This is a genomic window from Rhizobium sp. BK275 (assembly GCF_014193555.1).
Taxonomy (GTDB): Bacteria; Pseudomonadota; Alphaproteobacteria; order Rhizobiales; family Rhizobiaceae; genus Rhizobium.
In genome coordinates, this window is sequence record NZ_JACHZL010000002.1 from 387,782 (window position 1) to 406,909 (window position 19,128).

Here is a 19,128-nt window from a genome sequence, read left to right on the forward strand (position 1 = left end):
TCGAAGAACGGCCGTGCACCGGATCGGGCGCCCGGCCTGTTCATCTATTTCTTGATCGGAAATGTCAGTTCCTGCTGGGCAGTATCGACCACGAAGACCGCGAGCAGCTTCGCGGGCTCGGTCTTACTTGCATTCTCACTGACGCCGTGGCGATCGCCCGGCAGTTCCGAAAAGCTCTCGCCGGCCTTGTAGACCTTCACAGGACCATCGTTGACCCGACTGCGTATCGCTCCTTCGAGGACTGTCGCGTAGATGAAGGCGGATGATGGGTGTGTGTGGCCGTCGGAGAAACCGCCCGGACCGTATTCGACCAAAACACCTTTCATGCTTTTGCCGGGAACGTTCGGCAACTCGTGCTCGTAGACAAGAGTGACCTTGGCATCTTTTTCGCCGGCATCATTGGCAGCGGCCGTTGCGGACAAGAGAGCAGTCATGGCAAGGGCGAGAATTGGCTTGATCATTTCGAAATTCCTTTTCTTGAGGGTGGGACAGTGCGGAGCATGTGGCGGCGCACCGATATCCGATCATCTGCGGGCAGAGGTTGCGAACCACTGCTCGAAAGTGATGTGGCCGAGGCGCGGATCGTTGTCGGAAACGAGTGAGCCATCCTCCAGCCGGGCGCCGAAATATCGCGCCTCCGTATCCGCCTCGACTTCGCGCCCATCACCCATAGCCTTCAGATAACGGGCAACGAGTTCGTTGAGCCGGACACGTTCCGGACCGGAGATCTCGATGACGCCGTTGATCGGCGCCGCAGTCGCAGCGGCGGCCACGTTGTCGGCGACATCGTCAGAGGCGATCGGCTGCACATAGGCCGGCGATAGACGCACGGTGTTTCCGATCGTGCCCGACTGGGCGATACCACCGAGGAATTCCATGAACTGCGTCGAGTGGACGATCGTATAGGGAATACCGGCCCCCCGAATGATCTTTTCCTGGGCGACCTTGGCGCGCATGTAGCCGCTCTCGGGCAGGCGATCGACGCCGATGATGGAAAGGGCGATATGATGTTTCACGGCGGCCGCCTTTTCCGCCGCCATCAGATTACGACCCGATATCTCGAAAAAATCGAGCACGGCCTTGTCCTCGAAGGAGGGTGAGTTTGCGAGGTCGATGACGACGGAGGCACCGGTAAGCGCCTCGGCGAGACCCTCGCCGGTGATCGTGTTGACGCCGGTGTTCGGGGCGGCGGCAATGACTTCATGGCCTTGCCTGCGAAGGCGCTCGGCCGTCTTTGAACCGATAAGGCCGGTTCCGCCGATGATGACAATTTTCATGAATTTCTCCATTTGCGGCTGCTTCGCGCACCGCGTTGTTCATTCGTTGCTGAATGGTTGGTCGAGTGTCGGGCCGGCCGAGCCGGCGCGTGGCCCCGAAGGCTGTGACCCGCTCGCCTCTGGCCATCAGGCGGTTAGTAGTCCCAGAAGACCGGCACCCAACGGAAGTGGTCGCCGTCGGCTGCCACGTGGCCAACCGAGGGGAACGGCATATGAGTGGCCACCAAAAGTTCGCCGGTCTCCGCCAACTCCCGCAAAAGACGAACGCGGACGCGGGCAGCCTCTTCCGGGTCGTGCTCGAAGCCGTTGAACCAGTCGGGGTGATCGAAGCCGACCGCGAACACCGCATCGCCAGCGAACATCAGCCGGTCTTTGCCTGATGCCACGCGGACCACGCTGTGCCCGGGGGTGTGGCCGCCGGTTCGGGAGACGACCACCCCCGGTGCCACCTCGTACTCTTCATCGAACAGTTGCAGCTGACTGTCGTATACTTTTCTGAACTGCTTGGCGGCCGCTCGAAGCGCGTTCGGGAAGCCGGGCGGCATGGACACGTGAGAGAAATCGGGCGTCTCCCAGAATTTGACCTCGGCTGCGGCCACATGGATCCGCAGGTCTGGACGCAACCGCTCCTTCACCCCGTCGACGAGCAGCCCGCCAACGTGGTCCATATGCATGTGGGTAAGTACCACGTCGGTTACGGATCCAAGATCGATGCCGGCCGCCTCCAGTCGCTTGATCAATTGCCCGGCCCGCGGCAAGTTCAACTCCGGGTCCAATCCAAGGCCGGCGTCGATGAGGATGGTCTGCTCGCCGCTACGCACCACGACCACGTTCAGCGCCCAGTCGAAAGCGTCCGGCGGCAGGAACATGTCGTTCAGCCATGCCGCGCGCTGAGTCGGGTCGGCATTGTGCCCCAACATCTTGGTTGGGAGCGGTAGCACGCCATCGCTGATTACCAGCACATCGATCTCGCCCACCCGCACCGCATAGCGCGAGGGAACCAACTCTTCGGAGCGTGACCCGCCGGGGGCCAGGGTGTTGTTCAGGTTCATATCTGTCTCCTGTTTCAAAAGATGCATTCATTCGCGTCCGCCTTTGCGGCGTGCGTCGTCCGATGGTCCGTCAGGGGAAGAGCCTAGTTGAGACCGGCCTTGTCGAGGCCGTAGAGCTTGTCGGCCGAGCCAGGCACGGTCTTGAAGGCGATGCTGGCGCGGTTCCAGGCGTTGATGACCATGATCGAAAAGGTCAGGTCTGAGATTTCCTTCTCGGAAAACTGGCCGCGCACACGCTCGTAGAGCTCATCCGGAATGCCGCCTTCCGGCAGTTTCGTCACAGCTTCGGTCCAGGCGAGGGCCGCGCGTTCACGTGGGATGAAAAGGTTCGATTCACGCCAGATGGCAACGTGATAGAGCCTGAGTTCGGTCTCGCCATGGATCTTGGCTTCCTTGACATGCATGTCTAGGCAGAAGGCGCAGCCGTTCATCTGCGACGCGCGGATTTGCACGAGATCTTCGATCTTCTGCTCAATGGCGCTGTCCTTCAGGGCCATGCTGAGGTCCGAAAGCTTCTTCAGCAGCTCAGGCGATTTCTGGGCGTAGTTCAGGCGCAGGGTCATGGTTCTCTCCAATTAAGGATATTTGACATCCTTAAGGATAAATAATATCTGTAATGCATCGGGCGTAAAGACCTTTCGACCCAAGTGGCGGACATAAGGCTTATGTCGAGAACGAAGGGGACGGTTATGGACATCGTTTGCGCGTTACGGACATTCCTGCGGGTTGCCGAGGCGGGCTCGTTTTCAGCTGCCGCCATCGATCTCAAGTTGACGCAGCCTGCGGTTTCCCGGCAGGTTTCGGCGCTGGAGGCCCAGCTCGACACACGTCTTCTGCATCGCTCGACCACAGCATTGGCACTCACGTCCGAAGGCGAACGGATGATCCCGATGGCGCTCAGGGTTATCGAAGCGGTGGAAGCACTCGGCGAGTCTGCCGGTCCGGAGGGAACCGCATCTGGCAAGGTACGGCTCTCCCTGCCTGCACCGTTGGGGCTTTACATGAGCGACCGGTTCGCAACTCTTCTCGACCGCCACCCGGAACTTTTCGTTGAACTGTTGTTTCGCGAAGAGCCATCCGATCTGATTGAAGAAGGCATCGACCTCGAAGTGCGCCTCGGCGCTGTTGCCGATTCCAGCCTGATATGCCGCAGGATCGGCTGGACGACGGCCTTTCTCGTCGCATCCCCAAGCTATCTGGAAAAACGAAGCATGCCGAGAAACTTCGAGGATCTGAGCCGCCATGACTGTATCTGCTATAGCCGCGGCGGCAGCGGTCGTTCCTGGCAGTTTTCCAACGGGGCCGATGAAGTCGCGGTGCGGATCGCGCCGCGTCTCGTCTTGGATAATGCCGTTGCCGTGCACCGCGCCGTGCTTGCCGGAGCCGGCATCGCGATCCTCACCCACATCCTGGCGACACCCGATATCGGCGCCGGGCGATTGGTCAATCTAGTGCCCGACTTCCCGCCGGCCCGCCTGCCGATCAACCTGGTCTACTCCTCGCGGCGCAACATGCCGCTTCGCGTAAGAACCATTATCGAATATCTCGTTGCGGCGATGCAGGAAGATCCGTTTATGGCTTCATCATCCGGAGGGCCTTGGAGAGCCATGGAGGAGACATAGTTCCCATCTTCACCTGAGACGGTGCGCCATTATTCTCCCAATGAATTGAATCCGAAAAGGGTCTAGGCTTCGGAACCTTGGCGAGAGCCGCTTGGCACGCAACGGTATCGCACGAGGGTGGAGTAGTTTATGGCAGGCTCAGCTATGCAGAGTCGCGCCTCAGGCATTATGAGCTTCTCAAACGGCTTCCTTTGGAGCTTGCCGGAAAGTCAGCGCCGGCTTACAGCCGCTCGCGCTTCAGCCGGGCGGCCAGCTCATTCACGAACAGGCGCGTTTTGGCGAGCGGTATCTTGCCGGATGGCCACACTGCGTAAATTGGAATCTTGCTGTCCTCGAAGTCTTCGAGAACCACTTCCACCGTACCCTCATCAACGAGGCTGCGGATCTGCCATAGCGGCGTGAGCCCGATGCCGAGCCCGCTTGCCACGGCGGCATGTGTTGCAGCCGCACTGTCGCTGCCGAAGCGACCATGCACCCGCACGGCTTTCCGCCGTCCACCGATCCGGAACGTCCATGTCTCGCCGGACCCTTCGGCATGGCGCAGAACGCATTGATGTCGTATCAGGTCGTCAGGATGTTCGGGGCGGCCATATGTGGCAAAGTAGGCAGGAGATCCGAAGACCACGGCGCGAAGATCGCCGAGACGCCGTGCCTTGAGGCTGGAATCGGCCATATCCCTGATCCGCACCGCCAGCTGCCGATGCACGCAGCGAACCGACCGGCCCGACGCCGACGTTCTGCTCCAGTGCCGCAAGCGAGCGGTTGATGGACTGCAGCGACCGGCGCAGGTGGCGCGCCGCTGCGGTTTGGCTGCCTTTCTCGGCGATGGCCAGGAAGGCCTCGAGGTCATCGAGTCGCTCCATATGCATTCTCTCGTTTTCCGGAAGAGTATATCGCATTTGCCGCCAATTGTCGCATCGCAGGATCCTCTCCATCTATGGGTGACGCGCCGGCCCGAATGCTGTGTCCGTGCCCGCGTCAAAGAGTTGGAAACCCTTGATCACCACATCCTGCAGCCTTTCGCCTGTGTGAAGGATCACAGCGACCATCGGCGAGAAGGGTTAAGTCCGAGACAGACGACGGGAGAAAATGAGGTCTTAGAAAGTCTCACTGGTTTTCCGGACGAACTGCTTAGGTTGAAGGGGGTGCAGGGGCACTTGCCCAAGGTTTCTAGAAAATGTCATTTTTGCACTGTTATACATGTGACTGACATTTCCGTGCGTCGGTAGAGACAATCCTAAGCATCCTAGCAACCTATGCGCCGGATGACTGCACAACGCCGAAGCTCATGTGCCGGAGGTGGGTAGTTGACTGAATACGGTTACGGAGCATCGGCGGCACGCAATGAAACAATGGCTGGACATTGCAAAACAATGGGCGCGGACCATCAAGCGCGACGTTGTTGCACTTTGGTTGGCTGGACGTGACGAGCAAACGCCTCTGGCGGCAAAGCTTGTCGCCGGCATGGTCGCCGCTTACGCGCTCTCACCGATCGATCTCATCCCCGATTTTATCCCAATTCTCGGATACTTCGACGATCTGATTATCGTGCCGCTCGGGGTGCTGTGGGCAGTCCGGCTTATTCCGCCACCGTTGATGTCGGAGTTCAGGACGCTGGCTGCCAGCCGGCAACAGCGGCCCGTCACCCGGGCGGGATTGATAGCGATCATGGCAATATGGCTGGGGGTTGCGCTGCTTTTGGGTGCCTACGCGTTCAAATACCTTAATCGCGTCGGATAGCTCTCATCCGCGCTCTTTGCCGACATTCAACCATAAAGGTTTGAAATGTTACTTATGAGGGGAGAAAGTCCCGTTTTCGTTGCTCCTCAACATGGTGCGAAGCATTTCCCCTACCGGGCCGATATTGATGGGCTACGGGCGATCGCCATCCTGCCGGTCATCCTTTTTCATGCCGGCGTGGCTGGCGTCGGTGGCGGTTTTGTCGGCGTCGATGTGTTCTTCGTCATTTCCGGCTATCTGATGTGCAGCCTGATTGCGGGCGAGATGGCACAAGGCGAGTTCAGTCTTCTCGGCTTCTATCAGCGACGCGTCCGCCGGATCTTCCCCGCCCTCTTTGCGATGATGCTGACTTGCGCTGTCGTTGCATGGTTCGCCTTCATGCCACAGGAACTTCTCTATTTCGCCCGCAGCATGAGCGCCGCGTCCCTCTTCACGTCGAACATCCAGTTTGCCAAGGAGGCAGGTTACTTCGACATCGGCGCACAGATGAAGCCGCTGCTGCATACTTGGTCGCTTGCCGTCGAAGAGCAGTTTTACATCGGCTTTCCCCTCGTCATGATCCTGCTGCAGAGGATCGCGCCGCGACAGGTCATCGCTTTGGTACTTGTCATCCTGGCGGCATCCTTCGCCGCCGGCATCGGCGCGTTGAACCGCGATGCGACGGCAGCCTTTTATCTGTCGCAATATCGCGTCTGGGAGCTTCTGATCGGCGTCGTGCTAGGTTTGGGGGCCATTCCGGAACTGCGCAGCAAAATGGGCCGGCAGGTTCTGGCGGCAACCGGCCTCCTCCTAATCGGAATCGCGGTCTTCACCTTCACCGAAAAAACGACCTTTCCGGGCTTTGCCGCATTGCTGCCCTGCCTCGGTGCAGCCTGCATCATCCATGCGCGCGCCGGCAATGGTGTCGTCGGCCGGCTTTTGACGCTGCGGCCGCTCGTCTTCGTCGGGCTGATTTCCTATTCGCTCTATCTCTGGCATTGGCCCATCATCGTTTTCACGCGCTATTTCACGGGCCACGAGCTGACTCCCGCGCTGCGTCTGACTGTCATTTTGGCATCGATCCTTGTTGCGATCGCCTCGTGGCGCTTCATCGAAAAGCCGTTCCGCGGCAGCCTGGCTTTGTTCAAGGGCAGGCTTCTGCCGGCGATAGCGGTTCTGCTCGTCGGGGTCACGTCCGGCGCTGGGACACTGGTGGTCATGAGTGGCGGCGCACCAGGCCGCTTGCCTGCCGATGTTCGCGCCATCTATGCGGCAACCTACGACCGGAGCCATTTCTATCAGGATGGCTGCTTCAGCGAGTCCGACCACAAGGGGCCGTCGAATGCCGATATCGAAAGCGGCAAGGTCTGCGCTCTGGGCGATCTGGACGACACCGGTCCGGACTTCCTTGTCTGGGGTGACTCACACGCCGCAGCAATGGCGCCGGCGATCGATACGGCCGCAGCTGCCAGAGGGTTCGGCGGCATGTTCGCCGCCCATGCCACCTGCCCACCGCTCAATGATGTGCCGCTTACGACCAAGGGCGACACAAGACGATGCACGGCTTTCAACAACTCGGTGCGCGACCTGATTAGGGAAAAGCATATTCCGCTCGTGTTCATGCTGGCCTATTGGCCGAAATATGTTCACCAGTCCGAATTGCCGAACCAGGGGGATTATTTCGATGCCTCCATTCCCCCCAGCGTGGCGGATTACTCGACGCCCGTTGCAACAGCGCTTGATAACACCCTGGCTCAATTGAAACAGGAGGGCGTCAAGGTTGTCCTCGTCATGGACGTGCCGGAAATGGGTCACTTCGTGCCCGAGGCTCTGGCCAAGGCCAAGCTTGCGGGCACTTCGACAGATATTGCGCCGCCCTGGCCCTATATCGCCGAGAGGCAGGCACTCGCCCGCTCCATGCTGAAGAAATATGCCGCCAAATACGATGCGGCGATCGTCGATCCGCTGGCCGCCTTCTGTGACAACGACCATTGCCTCGCATCGCGAAACGGTGTGCCGCTTTACATGGACGCCGACCACATCACCGCCTCCGCGGCCAAGAGCCTCGGCTATCTTTTCGTGTCCGCGTTCAATGGGGCGGCAAACATCTGAGCGTTGAACGGGGCTGCTTCGCTCTGGCACGCACTGCCGTCGATTTGCCAGAGAACCGCGTTGACGCGGTTTTTTCCTGCGTTGACGATGGTCTGTCCGTTGACGATTCGCCCGCAGTTCTTCCGCAGGAACCCGCTGAAACGCGTGGTGTTGAGCCGGCCGCGTTCGATAAACTCCGAGAGCGCGTCTATCAGAGCTTCATGGCGACGGTTGCCGACGGGATCGAAGGCCCCTTCCTCTATTATTTTAGCAATTTCAGATGCAGCCCAGGGCTTGCCCGTCGGCAGCGCCGAGACAATGGCCGAGGTGCGTTCCTTTTCCGGGTCGTTCTCCCTGATCTTAGCCGAATTACCCAATGGATCAGGCGAGCCCATCCAAACGAGCGCGGAGCGCACGAGATCCGACCTCCTCATGCCTAGTTTCGCGCAACCTTCGGCGTCTATCTGCGGAAGCGATGGATTGTGTAGGCGAGCGACCGGAGGTCGGATGAAGACGAGAATTATGGGTGTGGTCGGTCTCGTTGTCATGATGGGCGCCCTTGCCGGCTGTGTTGACCGTGCCAATGCGCCGGTGCTCATACCGGTCGCTTCCCCCGTCAATCCGCCTGGTGTCACTCACAGCCTCTGTGTGTCCGATGCCAACGCAATGTATGACGAGGCGAATAAGCAGTACGACCTGCGTGCGCAGATGACCGGCCACCGCGATGCCGTGGAGCGGGAAACCAATGCAAGTGGCGCCGCCCATCGGCAATACCTCTCCTGCGTCGCAAGCCAGGGCTACCGTCCTTTGTACGCCAACTGAGAACGGTGAATTCACACAGCTAGTGAATTGTCGCAGGCGCCACTCTCGCGGCTTTTGCAAAATCGCAAATTTTGATTTTTTGTGTCTTTCAGTCGCGGCAGATCGCCTGCAATCACAAGTGCAGGAAGCCGCGTGTGATGATGGAACTTCGCGCGCATAGAACGCATTTTTCTTAGGTAAATCCAGTAAGGAGGGTTTATCATGAAAATGCTTAATCTAGCCCCGTCCGCCTTTGCGTTCAGCGCTCTTCTCGCCCTCTCGTCTACCGTTCCCGCGCTGGCGGCGCCCGTTCAGCAGGCCCGGATCCCGGTCCCGTCGAATGTGGAAATGGTGCAATATAAAGCACATGCCGGCTATTGGCATGGCTTTCATGGATTCCGCACGGAACGCCCCGGTACCCGCCGTCACTCCGACGGCTACTGGTATCCGCTTGCCGCGTTCGGCGTTGAAGCCGGCACCACGGGCTCGATTGTCCGCCAACCCGAAAATCGCCCTGCACCCAAAACTATGTGCAACCCCACGTTTACCGGCACGATCGGACCCGGCAGCATGCCGTGCGACAACGGCTACTGAGCCGGCAAAGAAAAAGGCGGCCAAAAGCCGCCTTTTTCGTGTCCGCAATCGGAACTCACGTATCCGTGATCACTGTTGCGGCACAGTAGAATATGACAAATCCGGTTCCTAGCTCCTTGGCGTAAATTCCCAACCATTCCTCCCAAGGAGACAAGAAGTGATCAACCTAGTGAAGAATGGCCTCGTGGCCGCAGCCCTTGGCGCAATCATCAGCGTTTCTGCCTTCGCATCTGCCAACGCAGCCCCGGCTCAACAGCCGCAGCATCAGATCACCAAGCAGCAGAAGAACACCAAGACTCGCCAGGAGCCCCGCACGACCGGTTCGGTCAACGGTGCATCCAGCAGCTCCATGCCTTATCAGTACAGCCCGAAGAAGCCGCTCAACATGGCCTGCGGTCTCCGCTTCAACCCGACCAGCAGCTCGGGCTGCAACTATTAAAAGCAGTTTGATGGCATAAGGCGAGAGGAAAGGGGGCTGGAGTCTCTACCTCGAAAGAGGGCAGCCTGCACGGCTGCCTTTTTCGTTCCAAGGGTGCTTTGGTCACGCTGTCGAGGGAAGGCCGGCCCATTTGGTCCGGCACGCCCCTCCCGCCCAGCCAGTCATGGAAGCTCCCATTGTGGAGTTGACGGTTCGGGCCGATTGCGGATCCATATAATACATTGCATTAAATGCAAAAATGCAATAGATACAAAAATACACAAAATGTTGAGGAGAAAGACCTGCGAAGAAACGATGGATTGACGGGCCTGCCTTGGAATTGCCATGCTGCGGGAGATCGTCGCATCAACCGTCAATCAGGTTTCAGTCAGGTGGGATAATCATGATCGCAAAGAGCGCTTACTCCGATTTCCTGCATTTTTTCCGTTCCTGGTTGAACAACCCGTTGAGGGTTGCCGCGATTGCGCCCTCCGGCGACTCGCTCGCCCGGATCATGACAAGCGAGATCGCTGCGCTGGACGGCCCGATTATCGAGCTCGGGCCAGGCACCGGCGTCTTCACCCGCGCGCTGCTTGCGCGTGGCATCAGCGAGTGCGACCTGACGCTCATCGAATATGGTCCTGAATTCATAGGATCGCTCCAGAAGCGTTTCCCCGATGCGCGTATCCTGCAGATGGACGCAGCCCATCTGGCGCAGGCTGATATTTTCGAGGGCGAACCCGTCGGCGCTGTCGTCAGCGGCCTGCCACTGCTTTCCATGTCGCCGCGCAAGATCGCCTCGATCCTTGCAGGGGCTTTTGTCTATATGCGGGCCGGCGGCGCTTTCTATCAGTTCACCTACGGGCCGCGCTGTCCCGTGCCGCGCCCGATCCTCGACCGCCTGGGCCTGAAAGCGACACGCATCGGCGGTACGGTCCGCAACCTGCCGCCAGCGTCCGTCTACCGGATTTCGCGCCGCAAGCCGCTTGAGCTCTCCCGTGAGCGTTTCAAATATCGTACCAGCGGAGTGGATATGGAGATCGCCGCTTTCTCCGAAGCGGATGACTGAATGACACCTGATGGAAATGACCGAGAAGAAACAGCCTGAAGCCGTCGAGGGCCGGCGCGAGCGCAAGCGGCGCCAGACCCGCGAGCGCATCGAGCAGGCAGCGATGAGCCTCTTTCTGGAGCGCGGGTTTGACGCCACCACCATTGAGGAGATCACTGAAGCTGCCGATGTTTCGAAGCGCAGCTTCTTTGATTATTTCCCGTCAAAGGAAGAGGTCGTCTTCGCCTGGCAGGATTCCTTCGCCGACCGCCTGATGGCGGCGATTGCCGAGCGGCCAGCCAGTGAATCCTCCGTCAAGGCGGTCGAGGAAGCCCTGATCGTCACCGTCACCGCTTCGATTGACGAGCGTGCCATGGCGCTTGGCGAACTCATCCATTGCACGCCGACCCTCAAGGCACGCGATCAGCTCAAATATGCCAAGCTGGAGCAGAAGCTGACCGAGGCGCTGATTGCCCGCAAGGGCGGCGATCGGGACGTGCGGACGCATATGCATTTGCTTTCGACGATCGTCATCGGCGCGCTGCGCGTCGGCAGTGAGGTCTGGCGCGCGCGCGCCCAGGATGCTTTGATGGAAGGCGCTTCAATGGAAGCCTTCGCACGCGAGATCTTTGGCGAACTCTGGAAGATGCTGGCCGAATTCGGCGAAGAGACGAAAACCCGCCTCCAAAGCAATTCCATACGCCAGAGCAATTCCAGCAAAAGTGCGTAGCGGTTTTGCGTCCGGAATTGCGTGAAAACAAAGAGATAGAGCATTTCCGTGATTCGGAGATAAACGGAAATGCTCTAGATAATCACGCTTTCCGTTGCCGGCGGCGCTTCGGATCGATGCTTTCTCAGGAAATCGATGAGCGCGCGCAGCTTGGCAGGCACCCGCCGGCGATCCGGATAATAGAGCGTCAGGCCTGACAGCGGTGGGCTCCAGTCGGCAAGGATCCGCACGAGCCGACCGTCTTCGAGAAAGCGCTCGATATAGCCGTTGATCATGTAGGAAATGCCGATCCCATCGAGGGCTGCCTGTGTGAGTGCTGCGGAATCGTTGAGGATCAGCCGCGGATGGAGCGTAATATCGATGCGCTCGCCATCCTTCTCGAATTCCCAGCGCTCGACCTGGCCGCTGGTGACGAAGCGGAAGCCGATGCAATCATGCTGCAGCAGGTCGCGCGGATGTTTCGGCATGCCGCGCCGGCCGAGATATTCCGGCGAGGCGATCACATGGGCACGGATCGGCGGGCCGATCGGAATGGCCACCATGTCCTTGGCCACCGTCTCGCCGAAGCGGATGCCGGCATCGAAGCCTTCGGCGACAATGTCGCTCATCGAGGCTTCCATCTTCACCTCGACCTGAATGTCGGGATAGGCCTCCAGGAAATCGCCAAGCAGCGGCTGGATGGCGATCATATAGCCGGCGCGCAGCACATTCAGCCGCAGAAGACCGGCCGGCCGGCCGACATCTGCGTCAAGATCCTTGCTGGCGGCGGCAAGCTCACCCAAAGCGGGAAGTATCCGCTCCAGATAGCGGTTGCCTGCTTCCGTCAAACTCACGCTGCGAGTGGTCCGGTTGAAGAGCGGCTGCCGCAGACGGCTCTCCAGCTTGCTGATCGTCTGGCTGATGGCGGACGGCGACACACCAAGCCGGACGGCAGCGGCTGAAAAGCTCTTTTCCTCGGCGACGACGACAAAAGTCACCATGCCGTCAAGCATGTCCTGGCGCATTCGGATCTCCGTTTTCAAGTCCGAGATTAATAAGTTTCTCTAAAAAGGCTATCGTCATTTAATGAGGTTATCGAAATTATCGGATGAGCCTACCTTCGCCTCCATCAAACAGCCCACGGAGTGAAGGCCATGACATCGAAGTCCAAAATCCTTTTCGTAACAGGCGTTTCGACCGGCTTCGGCCGCGCCCTTGCAGAAGCCGCTCTCGCTGAAGGTCACAAGGTGGTCGGCACCCTTCGCAATGAAGAAGCCCTCAAGGAGTTCGAGGCGCTGAAGCCCGGTTCTGCCTTCGGTAAGCTTCTCGACGTCACCGATACCGCAGCGATTGCGCCTGTTGTCGCCGAGATCGAAAAAGAGATCGGTCCGATCGATGTTCTCGTCAACAATGCCGGCTACGGCCATGAAGGTCTCGTCGAGGAATCGACGATGGACGAGCTGCGCCGCCAGTTCGAGGTCAATGTTTTCGCGCCGGTGGCTGTCATGCAGGCGGTGCTGCCCTATATGCGCAAGCGCCGTAGCGGCCACATTCTCAATGTCACCTCGATGGGCGGGATCATCACCATGCCGGGCATCGCATTCTATCACGGCAGCAAGTTCGCCCTCGAGGGTATTTCCGAAAGCCTCGGCAAGGAGGTCAAGAGCTTCGGCATCCACGTGACCGCCGTTGAGCCCGGCGGCTTCCGCACAGATTGGGCCGGCCGCTCGATGGTGCGGGCAGAGCGTTCGATCGCAGATTATGATGAGGTCTTCGAGCCCCTGCGCCAGCGCCGCCTCGAACGCAATGGCAACCAGCCGGGCGACCCGAAAAAGGCAGCGGCTGCAATGCTGAAGCTCATTGCATCCGACAATCCGCCGGCCCATCTCTTGCTCGGGCGTGATGCGATCAGCCTCGTTCGCGAGAAGCTTGGGTCTCTCAAGACCGAATTCGACGCCTGGGAGCAGCTTTCCAGCTCCACCGATTTTGAGTGATTTTATTGACCAAGAGAGGAAAAGACGATGAGCGATTACAATGCAGCGAAATCCGGCACCTTCAAGGTCGGCGGCGACATGGAGGTCAACCGTCTCGGCTTCGGCGCCATGCGCATCACCGGCGACGGTATCTGGGGCAATCCAGCCGATCACGATGAATCGATCCGCACGCTGAAGCGGCTGCCGGAACTCGGCGTCAACTTCATCGATACGGCCGATTCCTACGGTCCTGACATTTCCGAATGGCTGATCAAGGAAGCGCTTCACCCCTATAAAAAGGGTCTGGTCGTCGCCACCAAGGGCGGCCTCACGCGCCATGGCCCGAATATCTGGCTGCCGCTCGGCCGTCCGGAATATCTGATCCAGCAGGTGCACAAGAGCCTGCGCAATCTCGGCGTCGAACAGATCGATCTCTGGCAGCTGCACCGCATCGATCCGAAGGTTCCGGCCAAGGAGCAGTTCGACACCATCAAGTCGCTGCTCGATTCCGGCTTGATCCGTCATGCGGGCCTCAGCGAAGTCTCGGTGGCCGATATCGAAGCAGCTTCCAAGGTCTTCAAGGTCGCGACCGTCCAGAACCGCTACAACCTCGTCGACCGCACCAGCGAAGATGTGCTCGACTATTGCGCCAAGCACAATATCGGTTTCATCCCCTGGTATCCGCTGGCTGCCGGTGATCTCGCCAAGCCCGGCTCGCTGCTCGATACGATCGCCAGGAAGCACAATGCCGCTCCGAGTCAGATCGCGCTGGACTGGGTGCTGAAGCGCAGCCCCGTCATGCTGCCGATCCCCGGCACGTCGAAGGTCAAGCATCTCGAAGAAAACGTTGCAGCCGTTGATATCACGCTGTCGGACGAGGAGTTCACCGCCCTCGACGCCGAAGGCAAGAAGCTCTTCAAGGCTGCCTGATCGTCATAAGACAGAACACAAAACGGCCGCGGTTTCAGCCGCGGCCGTTCTCCTTTCGCGCTCGCGTCATCTCGCGCGCAACATCCAGGAAGGCGCGTAATGTCGCCGGCACATGCCGGTGGCCGGAATAGTAGAGGCAGAGGCCGGGGAAGGGCGGCGTCCAGTCTTCGAGCACTGTAGTCAGCCGGCCAGCCGCAAGATCGGCCTCCACATTCTGCTGGGTCATATAGGCAAGCCCCGCGCCGCCGACGGCTGCTTCCAGCATCAGATCCATGCTCTGCAGCGTCATCGGCCCCTTCACATCGAGCCGGATTTCCTCACCGTGCCGCTCGAACTCCCAGCGATAGACCGCACCGCTCGGCAGCCTCAACCGCAGGCAGGCATGGCGCAGAAGGTCGTTCGGCGTCTGCGGCCTTCCATGTTTTTCGAAATAGGAGGGAGCGCCGACAACGAAGAAACGCTCTTCGGCCTTCAGCGGCACGGCGATCATGTCCTGCGGCACGGTTTCGATGAGGCGTATGCCGACATCGAAACTGTCGGCGACGATATCGATCATGCGCCCGTCGCTGACGATATCGACATGCACATCGGGAAAGCGCCTGACATATTCAAGCACGATCGGTATCAGGATCCGCCGCGCGCCGCCCTCCGATGTATTGATGCGCAGCGTTCCTGCCGGCGTGGCGCGCGCCTGCGTCGCCGCCTCCATCGCAGCCGAAATGTCTTTCAGCGCGGGGCCGATCTTGCCGAGAAACTGCTCTCCCGCTTCGGTCAGCGAAACGCTGCGGGTCGTGCGGTTGAACAGCCTGACGCCGATCCGGTTCTCCAATGCCGCCACCGCATGGCTGAGCGCGGAGGTCGACATGCCGAGTTCGGCGGCGGCCGCGCGGAAGTTTCGCGCCGCCGCGACGGCAACGACCGCATTGAGTTCAATCAGTCCGGTCTTCTGCATTGTCCCAAATCCCGCAAGAGCTCATCCTTGAATATGTGGATTATAAGGACAATGGGCCGCAACTATCTAGCCTCCGGGATCAAACTCAAAACCCGTGAGGCAGATTATGAAAAAGACAGTTCTCATCACCGGCGCGTCCTCCGGCATTGGCAAGGCGGCAGGCAGGCTCTTTCATGCCAATGGCTGGAATGTCATCGCCACCATGCGCAGCCCTGAAAAGGAAAGCGAGCTGACCGAACTTGCCGATATCCTCGTTGTCAGGCTCGACGTTCAGGATCGCGGCAGCATCGATACCGCCATCAAGGCCGGCATCGAACAGTTCGGACGCATCGACGTGCTCGTCAACAATGCCGGTTACGGCCAGAACGGCATCTTCGAGGCAACCTCGCGCGAAAAGATCCAGCAGCAGTTCGACGTGAATGTCTTCGGCGTCATGGATGTGACCAGGGCGATCCTGCCGCATTTCCGGGCAAACAAGGCCGGCACGATCATCAATGTCAGCTCGGGCGCCGGCCTCTTCACCCTGCCGACCCTGTCGATCTATTGTGCTTCGAAATTCGCGCTCGAAGGCTTCACAGAGGCACTGTCCTACGAACTTCTGGGACTCGGCGTCGGCGTGAAGTCGGTGATTCCGCACGGCGGTGTGGCGGAGACCAGTTTCCAGGAGCGCGCCGGCGCCGATTTTGCCATCGATCCCTCGGGCCTGCCTGATTATAATGAATTCCTGCAGCGTGCTCAGCGGGCCTTTGCAGCGATGGTCGCCGCGAAAATGATGACGTCTTCGGATGTTGCCAGGGTAGTCTATGAAGCTGCGACCGACGGCAAAGACCAGCTGCGTTATCTCGTCGGTGATGATGCGCGCGGATTCGTGAAAGCGCGCCGGAGCATGGACGATCAGGCCTATATGGACTTCATGCGGGCGCAATTTGTCGAATAATTTTGATCATCTGGTCAAAGGTGCTGCAAAATGAGGCGCCCGCGTGACGCCTATGAGGCAAGCATTGCGCCGAATGCATTGCTGCATTGCGGTAATTTCGCTATTCTCCATCAAATGAATTGGGTATTAATAATCCCGAAGGCAGCGCACTCCTCCTCCCAGCGCTTCCTTTCATCGGACTGACAACACTCCTCCTCCCAGTTGTCAGTCAGGATCAAGAGCCCGACGCACCTCCTCCCGCGTCGGGCTCTTTTCTTTTCCGGACCATATCCCTCCTGAAACCTTCGTGAAATTGACTTGGCTCACGGGCTCGGACTAACTGGAAGCGCGCGTCAAGCGCATGTCGGTGGCTTGGCGCGATGACGCCTGAACCTGCGGAGATGTCATGATCGGCGGATGCGGCGTTTCTCGCAAAGCCCTTGCAGCCCTGCTCGTCCTCTGCGTCGGCCTCGCTTCCTGCGGGCGGCCGATCGGCGTGATGCAGGCGGCCGGCACGGTTCCGCCGGGGACCTCGCGCGTCGACCTGCTGGTGGCGACGACGCGGGCTGCTGACGAAAATCCGGCCGTGCTCTTCTCCGGCGAGCGTGGCACCGGGCTGATGGTCGATGCCGTCGATGTCTCCATTCCGCCGGAAGCCAACCGCAAGGCAGGGCAGGTGCAATGGCCTCGCCGTCTGCCCGCCGACCCCCTCAAGGACTTCGTCACCGTCGCGGTCGATCCGCTGGATGGGGAGAAGGCGGGAGAGAACTGGCTGAGGACGCATATGCCGAAGAGCAAGCGCGTGCTCATCTTCGTGCATGGTTTCAACAATCGCTACGAGGATGCGGTCTATCGTTTTGCGCAGATCGTCCATGATTCGCATGCCGATGTCGCGCCCGTCGTGTTCACCTGGCCATCCCGCGCCAGCATCTTCGACTACAACTACGACAAGGAAAGCACCAACTATTCGCGCGATGCACTCGAAGAGCTGTTGCGGCGCACGGCCAACAATCCAGCCGTCGGCGACATCACCGTCATGGCTCACTCCATGGGCACGTGGCTGACAGTCGAGGCTCTGCGCCAGATGGCGATCCGCGACGGCCACGTTGCCTCTAAGATCAACAATGTCATCCTTGCCTCGCCTGATCTCGATGTCGACGTGTTCGGCCGTCAATTTCAGAGCCTCGGCAAGGACAAACCGCACTTCACCATCTTCGTATCCCAGGATGATCGCGCGCTCGCACTCTCGCGACGCATCTCTGGCAATGTCGATCGCCTCGGCCAGATCGACCCTTCCGCCGAGCCTTATCGCAGCAAGTTGGAAGCGGCCGGTATCACCGTGCTCGATCTGACCAAGCTGAAGACCGGCGACCGCCTGAACCATGGCAAATTTGCTGAGAGCCCCGAAGTGGTAAAGCTTATTGGCGACCGGTTGATTGCCGGCCAGACTATCACCGATTCCGAAGTCGGGCTCGGCGAAGCGGTCGGTGCGGTTGCCATCGGTGCAGCCCAGACGGCCGGCAGCGCGGTCAGCCTTGCAGTCAGCACGCCGATCGCCATCTTCGATCCCCGCACTCGCCGCAACTACGATGCTCAGGTGCGCCGTCTCGGTCAGTCGATGAACAATACGGTCGGGTCCGTGGGTGACAGCGTCGGCGCCGGGCTGCCGGAAGAGGCGCAGTAAAAAATCATAGGCATTCGCCTTGTTGTGATATATCACACCTTGAACGGCAATCGACTCTGCCGTGCGGTGGACAAGACATGGCGAATGAAACGAATAAGACGGTGGCCGTTGTCGGCGCCGGTGTGGTCGGCGCTTCAATTGCTTTCGAGCTGCAGCGGCGCGGCTTTCACGTAACATTGATCGACAAGGGCGAGCCGGGCAGGGGAACCTCCTACGGCAATATGGCGAGCATCGCGCTCGACTTTGCAGCCGGCTCCGGTCCCGCGACCTGGAAGAAGCTGCCGCGCTGGCTGATCGATCCGGAAGGCCCGGTCTGGCTGCGGCCGTCCTATGCGCCGAAAATCCTGCCCTGGTTCCTGCGCTTCCTCGCCGCCGGCCGTCCCTCGCGCCTGCGGGAGATCGAGGATGCCGGCATGAGCCTCTCCAAAATTGCTCTCGGCGATATCAGCGCCATGCTCAATGCCATTGGCGCTCCCGAGCTGATGACCGCGGAAGGATGCCTGGCGATTTACGAGACCGAGGCCGAGTTCGATACGGATCGCAGCCATCTCGAACTGATGCGCCGCCATGGCATGGAATTCGAAGTGCTGAGCAATGGCGCGATCCAATATTACGAGCCGACCCTTTCGCCGAAAATCGCCAAGGCGGTGCTGCTGCCGGACAACAAGTCGATCCGCGATCCCTACAAGCTTGTCGTAAAGCTCGCCGATGCCGCAAAGGCCGCCGGTGCCAGCTTCGTTTCCGGCGAGGTAAAGAACGTGGAGCGCAGGGCTGACGGCAAAACCGCCGTCCTTCTCGAAAACGGCAACCGTATCGAGGCCGATAACGTCATTCTCGCGGCCGGCGTTCATACCCGTTTCCTCGCCGAAGCGCTCGGCGAGCCGATCCCGCTCGAAACCGAGCGCGGCTACCATACGCAGATCATGCAGCCTGGTATTTCCATGCGCTATTCGGTGATCTGGCCGCATCGTGCCTTCATGATTACGCCGACCGCAGACGGCATCCGCGTCGGCGGCAATGTCGAGTTGGCTGGGCTCACGGCCGCGCCTGATTTCCGTCGGCCGCGTGTGCTCGTGCGCCATGCGCAACGCATCCTGCCCGACCTGAAGGTTCAGGACACCAGCGAATGGATGGGCCACCGCCCGGCGCTGCCCGATACGATCCCGATCATTTCGCCCTCCTCGAAAATATCAGGCGTCTTCTACGCCACCGGTCACGGCCATCTCGGCCTGACCTATTCGGCAACGACAGCGCGGTTGATCGCGGATATGGTGACGGGCGCCAAAACGCCTGTCGATATCAAGCCATTCCGTATCGATAGATACTAGCAGAGTATCGGCGG

At 59.7% G+C, this 19,128-nt stretch carries 22 protein-coding genes; 13 read left to right on the forward strand and 9 right to left on the reverse strand.

Translation table 11 applies throughout. The features are described from left to right. Positions 1–44 precede the first annotated feature (44 nt). From FHT82_RS07815 to FHT82_RS07830, 4 genes are all read right to left on the reverse strand, one after another. Positions 45–461: a cupin domain-containing protein gene (locus FHT82_RS07815; RefSeq protein WP_183728055.1), complete on the reverse strand. Its 417-nt coding sequence runs from the start codon at positions 459–461 to the stop codon at positions 45–47. A gap of 63 nt (positions 462–524) precedes the next feature. After that, complete coding sequence (locus FHT82_RS07820) at positions 525–1,277, reverse strand: SDR family oxidoreductase (protein WP_183728057.1); 753 nt, start codon at positions 1,275–1,277, stop codon at positions 525–527. Between the two features lie 134 nt (positions 1,278–1,411). Further along, on the reverse strand, positions 1,412–2,356 hold the full coding sequence (locus tag FHT82_RS07825) for an MBL fold metallo-hydrolase (RefSeq protein ID WP_183728058.1): 945 nt from the start codon (positions 2,354–2,356) through the stop codon (positions 1,412–1,414). A gap of 56 nt (positions 2,357–2,412) precedes the next feature. Continuing rightward, a complete protein-coding gene (locus FHT82_RS07830) occupies positions 2,413–2,892 on the reverse strand; it encodes a carboxymuconolactone decarboxylase family protein (RefSeq protein WP_183728060.1) in 480 nt (159 codons plus the stop codon). A gap of 126 nt (positions 2,893–3,018) precedes the next feature. On the opposite strand from FHT82_RS07830, the gene FHT82_RS07835 reads away from it, so the two are divergent. Continuing rightward, complete coding sequence (locus FHT82_RS07835) at positions 3,019–3,951, forward strand: LysR family transcriptional regulator (RefSeq protein WP_183728062.1); 933 nt, start codon at positions 3,019–3,021, stop codon at positions 3,949–3,951. A gap of 220 nt (positions 3,952–4,171) precedes the next feature. Here the strand turns inward: FHT82_RS07835 and FHT82_RS07840 are convergent, their stop codons facing one another. After that, entirely contained in the window at positions 4,172–4,624 is a 453-nt protein-coding gene (locus FHT82_RS07840; RefSeq protein ID WP_246698097.1) for a substrate binding domain-containing protein, read from the reverse strand. Then, positions 4,521–4,886: a LysR family transcriptional regulator gene (locus FHT82_RS30305; protein ID WP_348647583.1), complete on the reverse strand. Its 366-nt coding sequence runs from the start codon at positions 4,884–4,886 to the stop codon at positions 4,521–4,523. The genes FHT82_RS07840 and FHT82_RS30305 overlap by 104 nt, the downstream gene beginning before the upstream one ends. A 409-nt stretch (positions 4,887–5,295) precedes the next feature. Between FHT82_RS30305 and FHT82_RS07845 the strand changes: the two genes are divergently transcribed. Together FHT82_RS07845 and FHT82_RS07850 are read left to right on the forward strand one after the other, a co-directional pair. Beyond that, positions 5,296–5,691 (forward strand): YkvA family protein, encoded by a 396-nt coding sequence (locus FHT82_RS07845; protein ID WP_183728064.1) that lies wholly within the window; start codon positions 5,296–5,298, stop codon positions 5,689–5,691. A gap of 54 nt (positions 5,692–5,745) precedes the next feature. Then, positions 5,746–7,782, forward strand: coding sequence for an acyltransferase family protein (locus tag FHT82_RS07850; protein ID WP_183728066.1), 2,037 nt, complete (start codon positions 5,746–5,748; stop codon positions 7,780–7,782). Here FHT82_RS07850 and FHT82_RS07855 read toward each other — a convergent pair. Further along, positions 7,740–8,177: a hypothetical protein gene (locus FHT82_RS07855; RefSeq protein ID WP_183728068.1), complete on the reverse strand. Its 438-nt coding sequence runs from the start codon at positions 8,175–8,177 to the stop codon at positions 7,740–7,742. The two genes, FHT82_RS07850 and FHT82_RS07855, sit on opposite strands and share 43 nt — an antisense overlap. 91 nt (positions 8,178–8,268) lie before the next feature. On the opposite strand from FHT82_RS07855, the gene FHT82_RS07860 reads away from it, so the two are divergent. The 5 genes from FHT82_RS07860 to FHT82_RS07880 all read left to right on the forward strand — a co-directional run bounded on the left by FHT82_RS07860 (position 8,269) and on the right by FHT82_RS07880 (position 11,352). Then, positions 8,269–8,583 (forward strand): hypothetical protein, encoded by a 315-nt coding sequence (locus FHT82_RS07860; protein WP_246698099.1) that lies wholly within the window; start codon positions 8,269–8,271, stop codon positions 8,581–8,583. 201 nt (positions 8,584–8,784) lie between these two features. Then, entirely contained in the window at positions 8,785–9,156 is a 372-nt protein-coding gene (locus FHT82_RS07865) for a cell surface protein (protein ID WP_183728071.1), read from the forward strand. 157 nt (positions 9,157–9,313) lie between these two features. After that, complete coding sequence (locus tag FHT82_RS07870) at positions 9,314–9,595, forward strand: hypothetical protein (protein ID WP_183728074.1); 282 nt, start codon at positions 9,314–9,316, stop codon at positions 9,593–9,595. 382 nt (positions 9,596–9,977) lie between these two features. After that, the gene (locus FHT82_RS07875) at positions 9,978–10,643 is read left to right on the forward strand and encodes a methyltransferase domain-containing protein (RefSeq protein ID WP_183728077.1); all 666 of its coding nucleotides are present in this window, start codon (positions 9,978–9,980) and stop codon (positions 10,641–10,643) included. A 16-nt stretch (positions 10,644–10,659) separates the two neighbouring features. Then, on the forward strand, positions 10,660–11,352 hold the full coding sequence (locus FHT82_RS07880) for a TetR family transcriptional regulator (protein ID WP_183728080.1): 693 nt from the start codon (positions 10,660–10,662) through the stop codon (positions 11,350–11,352). 74 nt (positions 11,353–11,426) lie between these two features. Here FHT82_RS07880 and FHT82_RS07885 read toward each other — a convergent pair whose 3' ends face one another. After that, positions 11,427–12,356 (reverse strand): LysR family transcriptional regulator, encoded by a 930-nt coding sequence (locus tag FHT82_RS07885; protein ID WP_183728083.1) that lies wholly within the window; start codon positions 12,354–12,356, stop codon positions 11,427–11,429. Positions 12,357–12,485: 129 nt separating this feature from the next. On the opposite strand from FHT82_RS07885, the gene FHT82_RS07890 reads away from it, so the two are divergent. Both FHT82_RS07890 and FHT82_RS07895 read left to right on the forward strand, forming a co-directional pair. Continuing rightward, on the forward strand, positions 12,486–13,325 hold the full coding sequence (locus FHT82_RS07890) for an oxidoreductase (RefSeq protein WP_183728086.1): 840 nt from the start codon (positions 12,486–12,488) through the stop codon (positions 13,323–13,325). A 27-nt stretch (positions 13,326–13,352) separates the two neighbouring features. Then, positions 13,353–14,234: an aldo/keto reductase gene (locus tag FHT82_RS07895; RefSeq protein WP_183728089.1), complete on the forward strand. Its 882-nt coding sequence runs from the start codon at positions 13,353–13,355 to the stop codon at positions 14,232–14,234. Positions 14,235–14,268: 34 nt separating this feature from the next. On the opposite strand, the gene FHT82_RS07900 is transcribed toward FHT82_RS07895, so the two are convergent. Continuing rightward, positions 14,269–15,186, reverse strand: a complete 918-nt coding sequence (locus tag FHT82_RS07900; RefSeq protein WP_183728090.1) for a LysR family transcriptional regulator — start codon at positions 15,184–15,186, stop codon at positions 14,269–14,271. Between the two features lie 106 nt (positions 15,187–15,292). Between FHT82_RS07900 and FHT82_RS07905 the strand changes: the two genes are divergently transcribed. The 3 genes from FHT82_RS07905 to FHT82_RS07915 all read left to right on the forward strand — a co-directional run bounded on the left by FHT82_RS07905 (position 15,293) and on the right by FHT82_RS07915 (position 19,114). Further along, positions 15,293–16,123, forward strand: a complete 831-nt coding sequence (locus FHT82_RS07905; RefSeq protein ID WP_183728091.1) for an SDR family oxidoreductase — start codon at positions 15,293–15,295, stop codon at positions 16,121–16,123. Between the two features lie 385 nt (positions 16,124–16,508). Beyond that, entirely contained in the window at positions 16,509–17,786 is a 1,278-nt protein-coding gene (locus tag FHT82_RS07910; protein WP_183728092.1) for an alpha/beta hydrolase, read from the forward strand. A 77-nt stretch (positions 17,787–17,863) separates the two neighbouring features. Then, on the forward strand, positions 17,864–19,114 hold the full coding sequence (locus tag FHT82_RS07915) for an FAD-dependent oxidoreductase (protein WP_183728093.1): 1,251 nt from the start codon (positions 17,864–17,866) through the stop codon (positions 19,112–19,114). The last annotated feature ends 14 nt before the right edge of the window (positions 19,115–19,128 follow it).

Coding starts and splice junctions, on each gene's coding strand:
- FHT82_RS07905 (WP_183728091.1), top strand. CDS start 15,293: ATGAAAAAGACAGTTCTCATCACCGGCGCGTCCTCCGGCATTGGCAAG.
- FHT82_RS07890 (WP_183728086.1), top strand. CDS start 12,486: ATGACATCGAAGTCCAAAATCCTTTTCGTAACAGGCGTTTCGACCGGC.
- FHT82_RS07860 (WP_246698099.1), top strand. CDS start 8,269: ATGAAGACGAGAATTATGGGTGTGGTCGGTCTCGTTGTCATGATGGGC.
- FHT82_RS07900 (WP_183728090.1), bottom strand. CDS start 15,186: ATGCAGAAGACCGGACTGATTGAACTCAATGCGGTCGTTGCCGTCGCG.
- FHT82_RS07820 (WP_183728057.1), bottom strand. CDS start 1,277: ATGAAAATTGTCATCATCGGCGGAACCGGCCTTATCGGTTCAAAGACG.
- FHT82_RS07830 (WP_183728060.1), bottom strand. CDS start 2,892: ATGACCCTGCGCCTGAACTACGCCCAGAAATCGCCTGAGCTGCTGAAG.
- FHT82_RS30305 (WP_348647583.1), bottom strand. CDS start 4,886: ATGGAGAGGATCCTGCGATGCGACAATTGGCGGCAAATGCGATATACT.
- FHT82_RS07865 (WP_183728071.1), top strand. CDS start 8,785: ATGAAAATGCTTAATCTAGCCCCGTCCGCCTTTGCGTTCAGCGCTCTT.
- FHT82_RS07910 (WP_183728092.1), top strand. CDS start 16,509: ATGATCGGCGGATGCGGCGTTTCTCGCAAAGCCCTTGCAGCCCTGCTC.
- FHT82_RS07815 (WP_183728055.1), bottom strand. CDS start 461: ATGATCAAGCCAATTCTCGCCCTTGCCATGACTGCTCTCTTGTCCGCA.
- FHT82_RS07850 (WP_183728066.1), top strand. CDS start 5,746: ATGAGGGGAGAAAGTCCCGTTTTCGTTGCTCCTCAACATGGTGCGAAG.
- FHT82_RS07825 (WP_183728058.1), bottom strand. CDS start 2,356: ATGCATCTTTTGAAACAGGAGACAGATATGAACCTGAACAACACCCTG.
- FHT82_RS07840 (WP_246698097.1), bottom strand. CDS start 4,624: ATGGCCGATTCCAGCCTCAAGGCACGGCGTCTCGGCGATCTTCGCGCC.
- FHT82_RS07915 (WP_183728093.1), top strand. CDS start 17,864: ATGGCGAATGAAACGAATAAGACGGTGGCCGTTGTCGGCGCCGGTGTG.
- FHT82_RS07895 (WP_183728089.1), top strand. CDS start 13,353: ATGAGCGATTACAATGCAGCGAAATCCGGCACCTTCAAGGTCGGCGGC.
- FHT82_RS07875 (WP_183728077.1), top strand. CDS start 9,978: ATGATCGCAAAGAGCGCTTACTCCGATTTCCTGCATTTTTTCCGTTCC.
- FHT82_RS07835 (WP_183728062.1), top strand. CDS start 3,019: ATGGACATCGTTTGCGCGTTACGGACATTCCTGCGGGTTGCCGAGGCG.
- FHT82_RS07845 (WP_183728064.1), top strand. CDS start 5,296: ATGAAACAATGGCTGGACATTGCAAAACAATGGGCGCGGACCATCAAG.
- FHT82_RS07880 (WP_183728080.1), top strand. CDS start 10,660: ATGACCGAGAAGAAACAGCCTGAAGCCGTCGAGGGCCGGCGCGAGCGC.
- FHT82_RS07885 (WP_183728083.1), bottom strand. CDS start 12,356: ATGCGCCAGGACATGCTTGACGGCATGGTGACTTTTGTCGTCGTCGCC.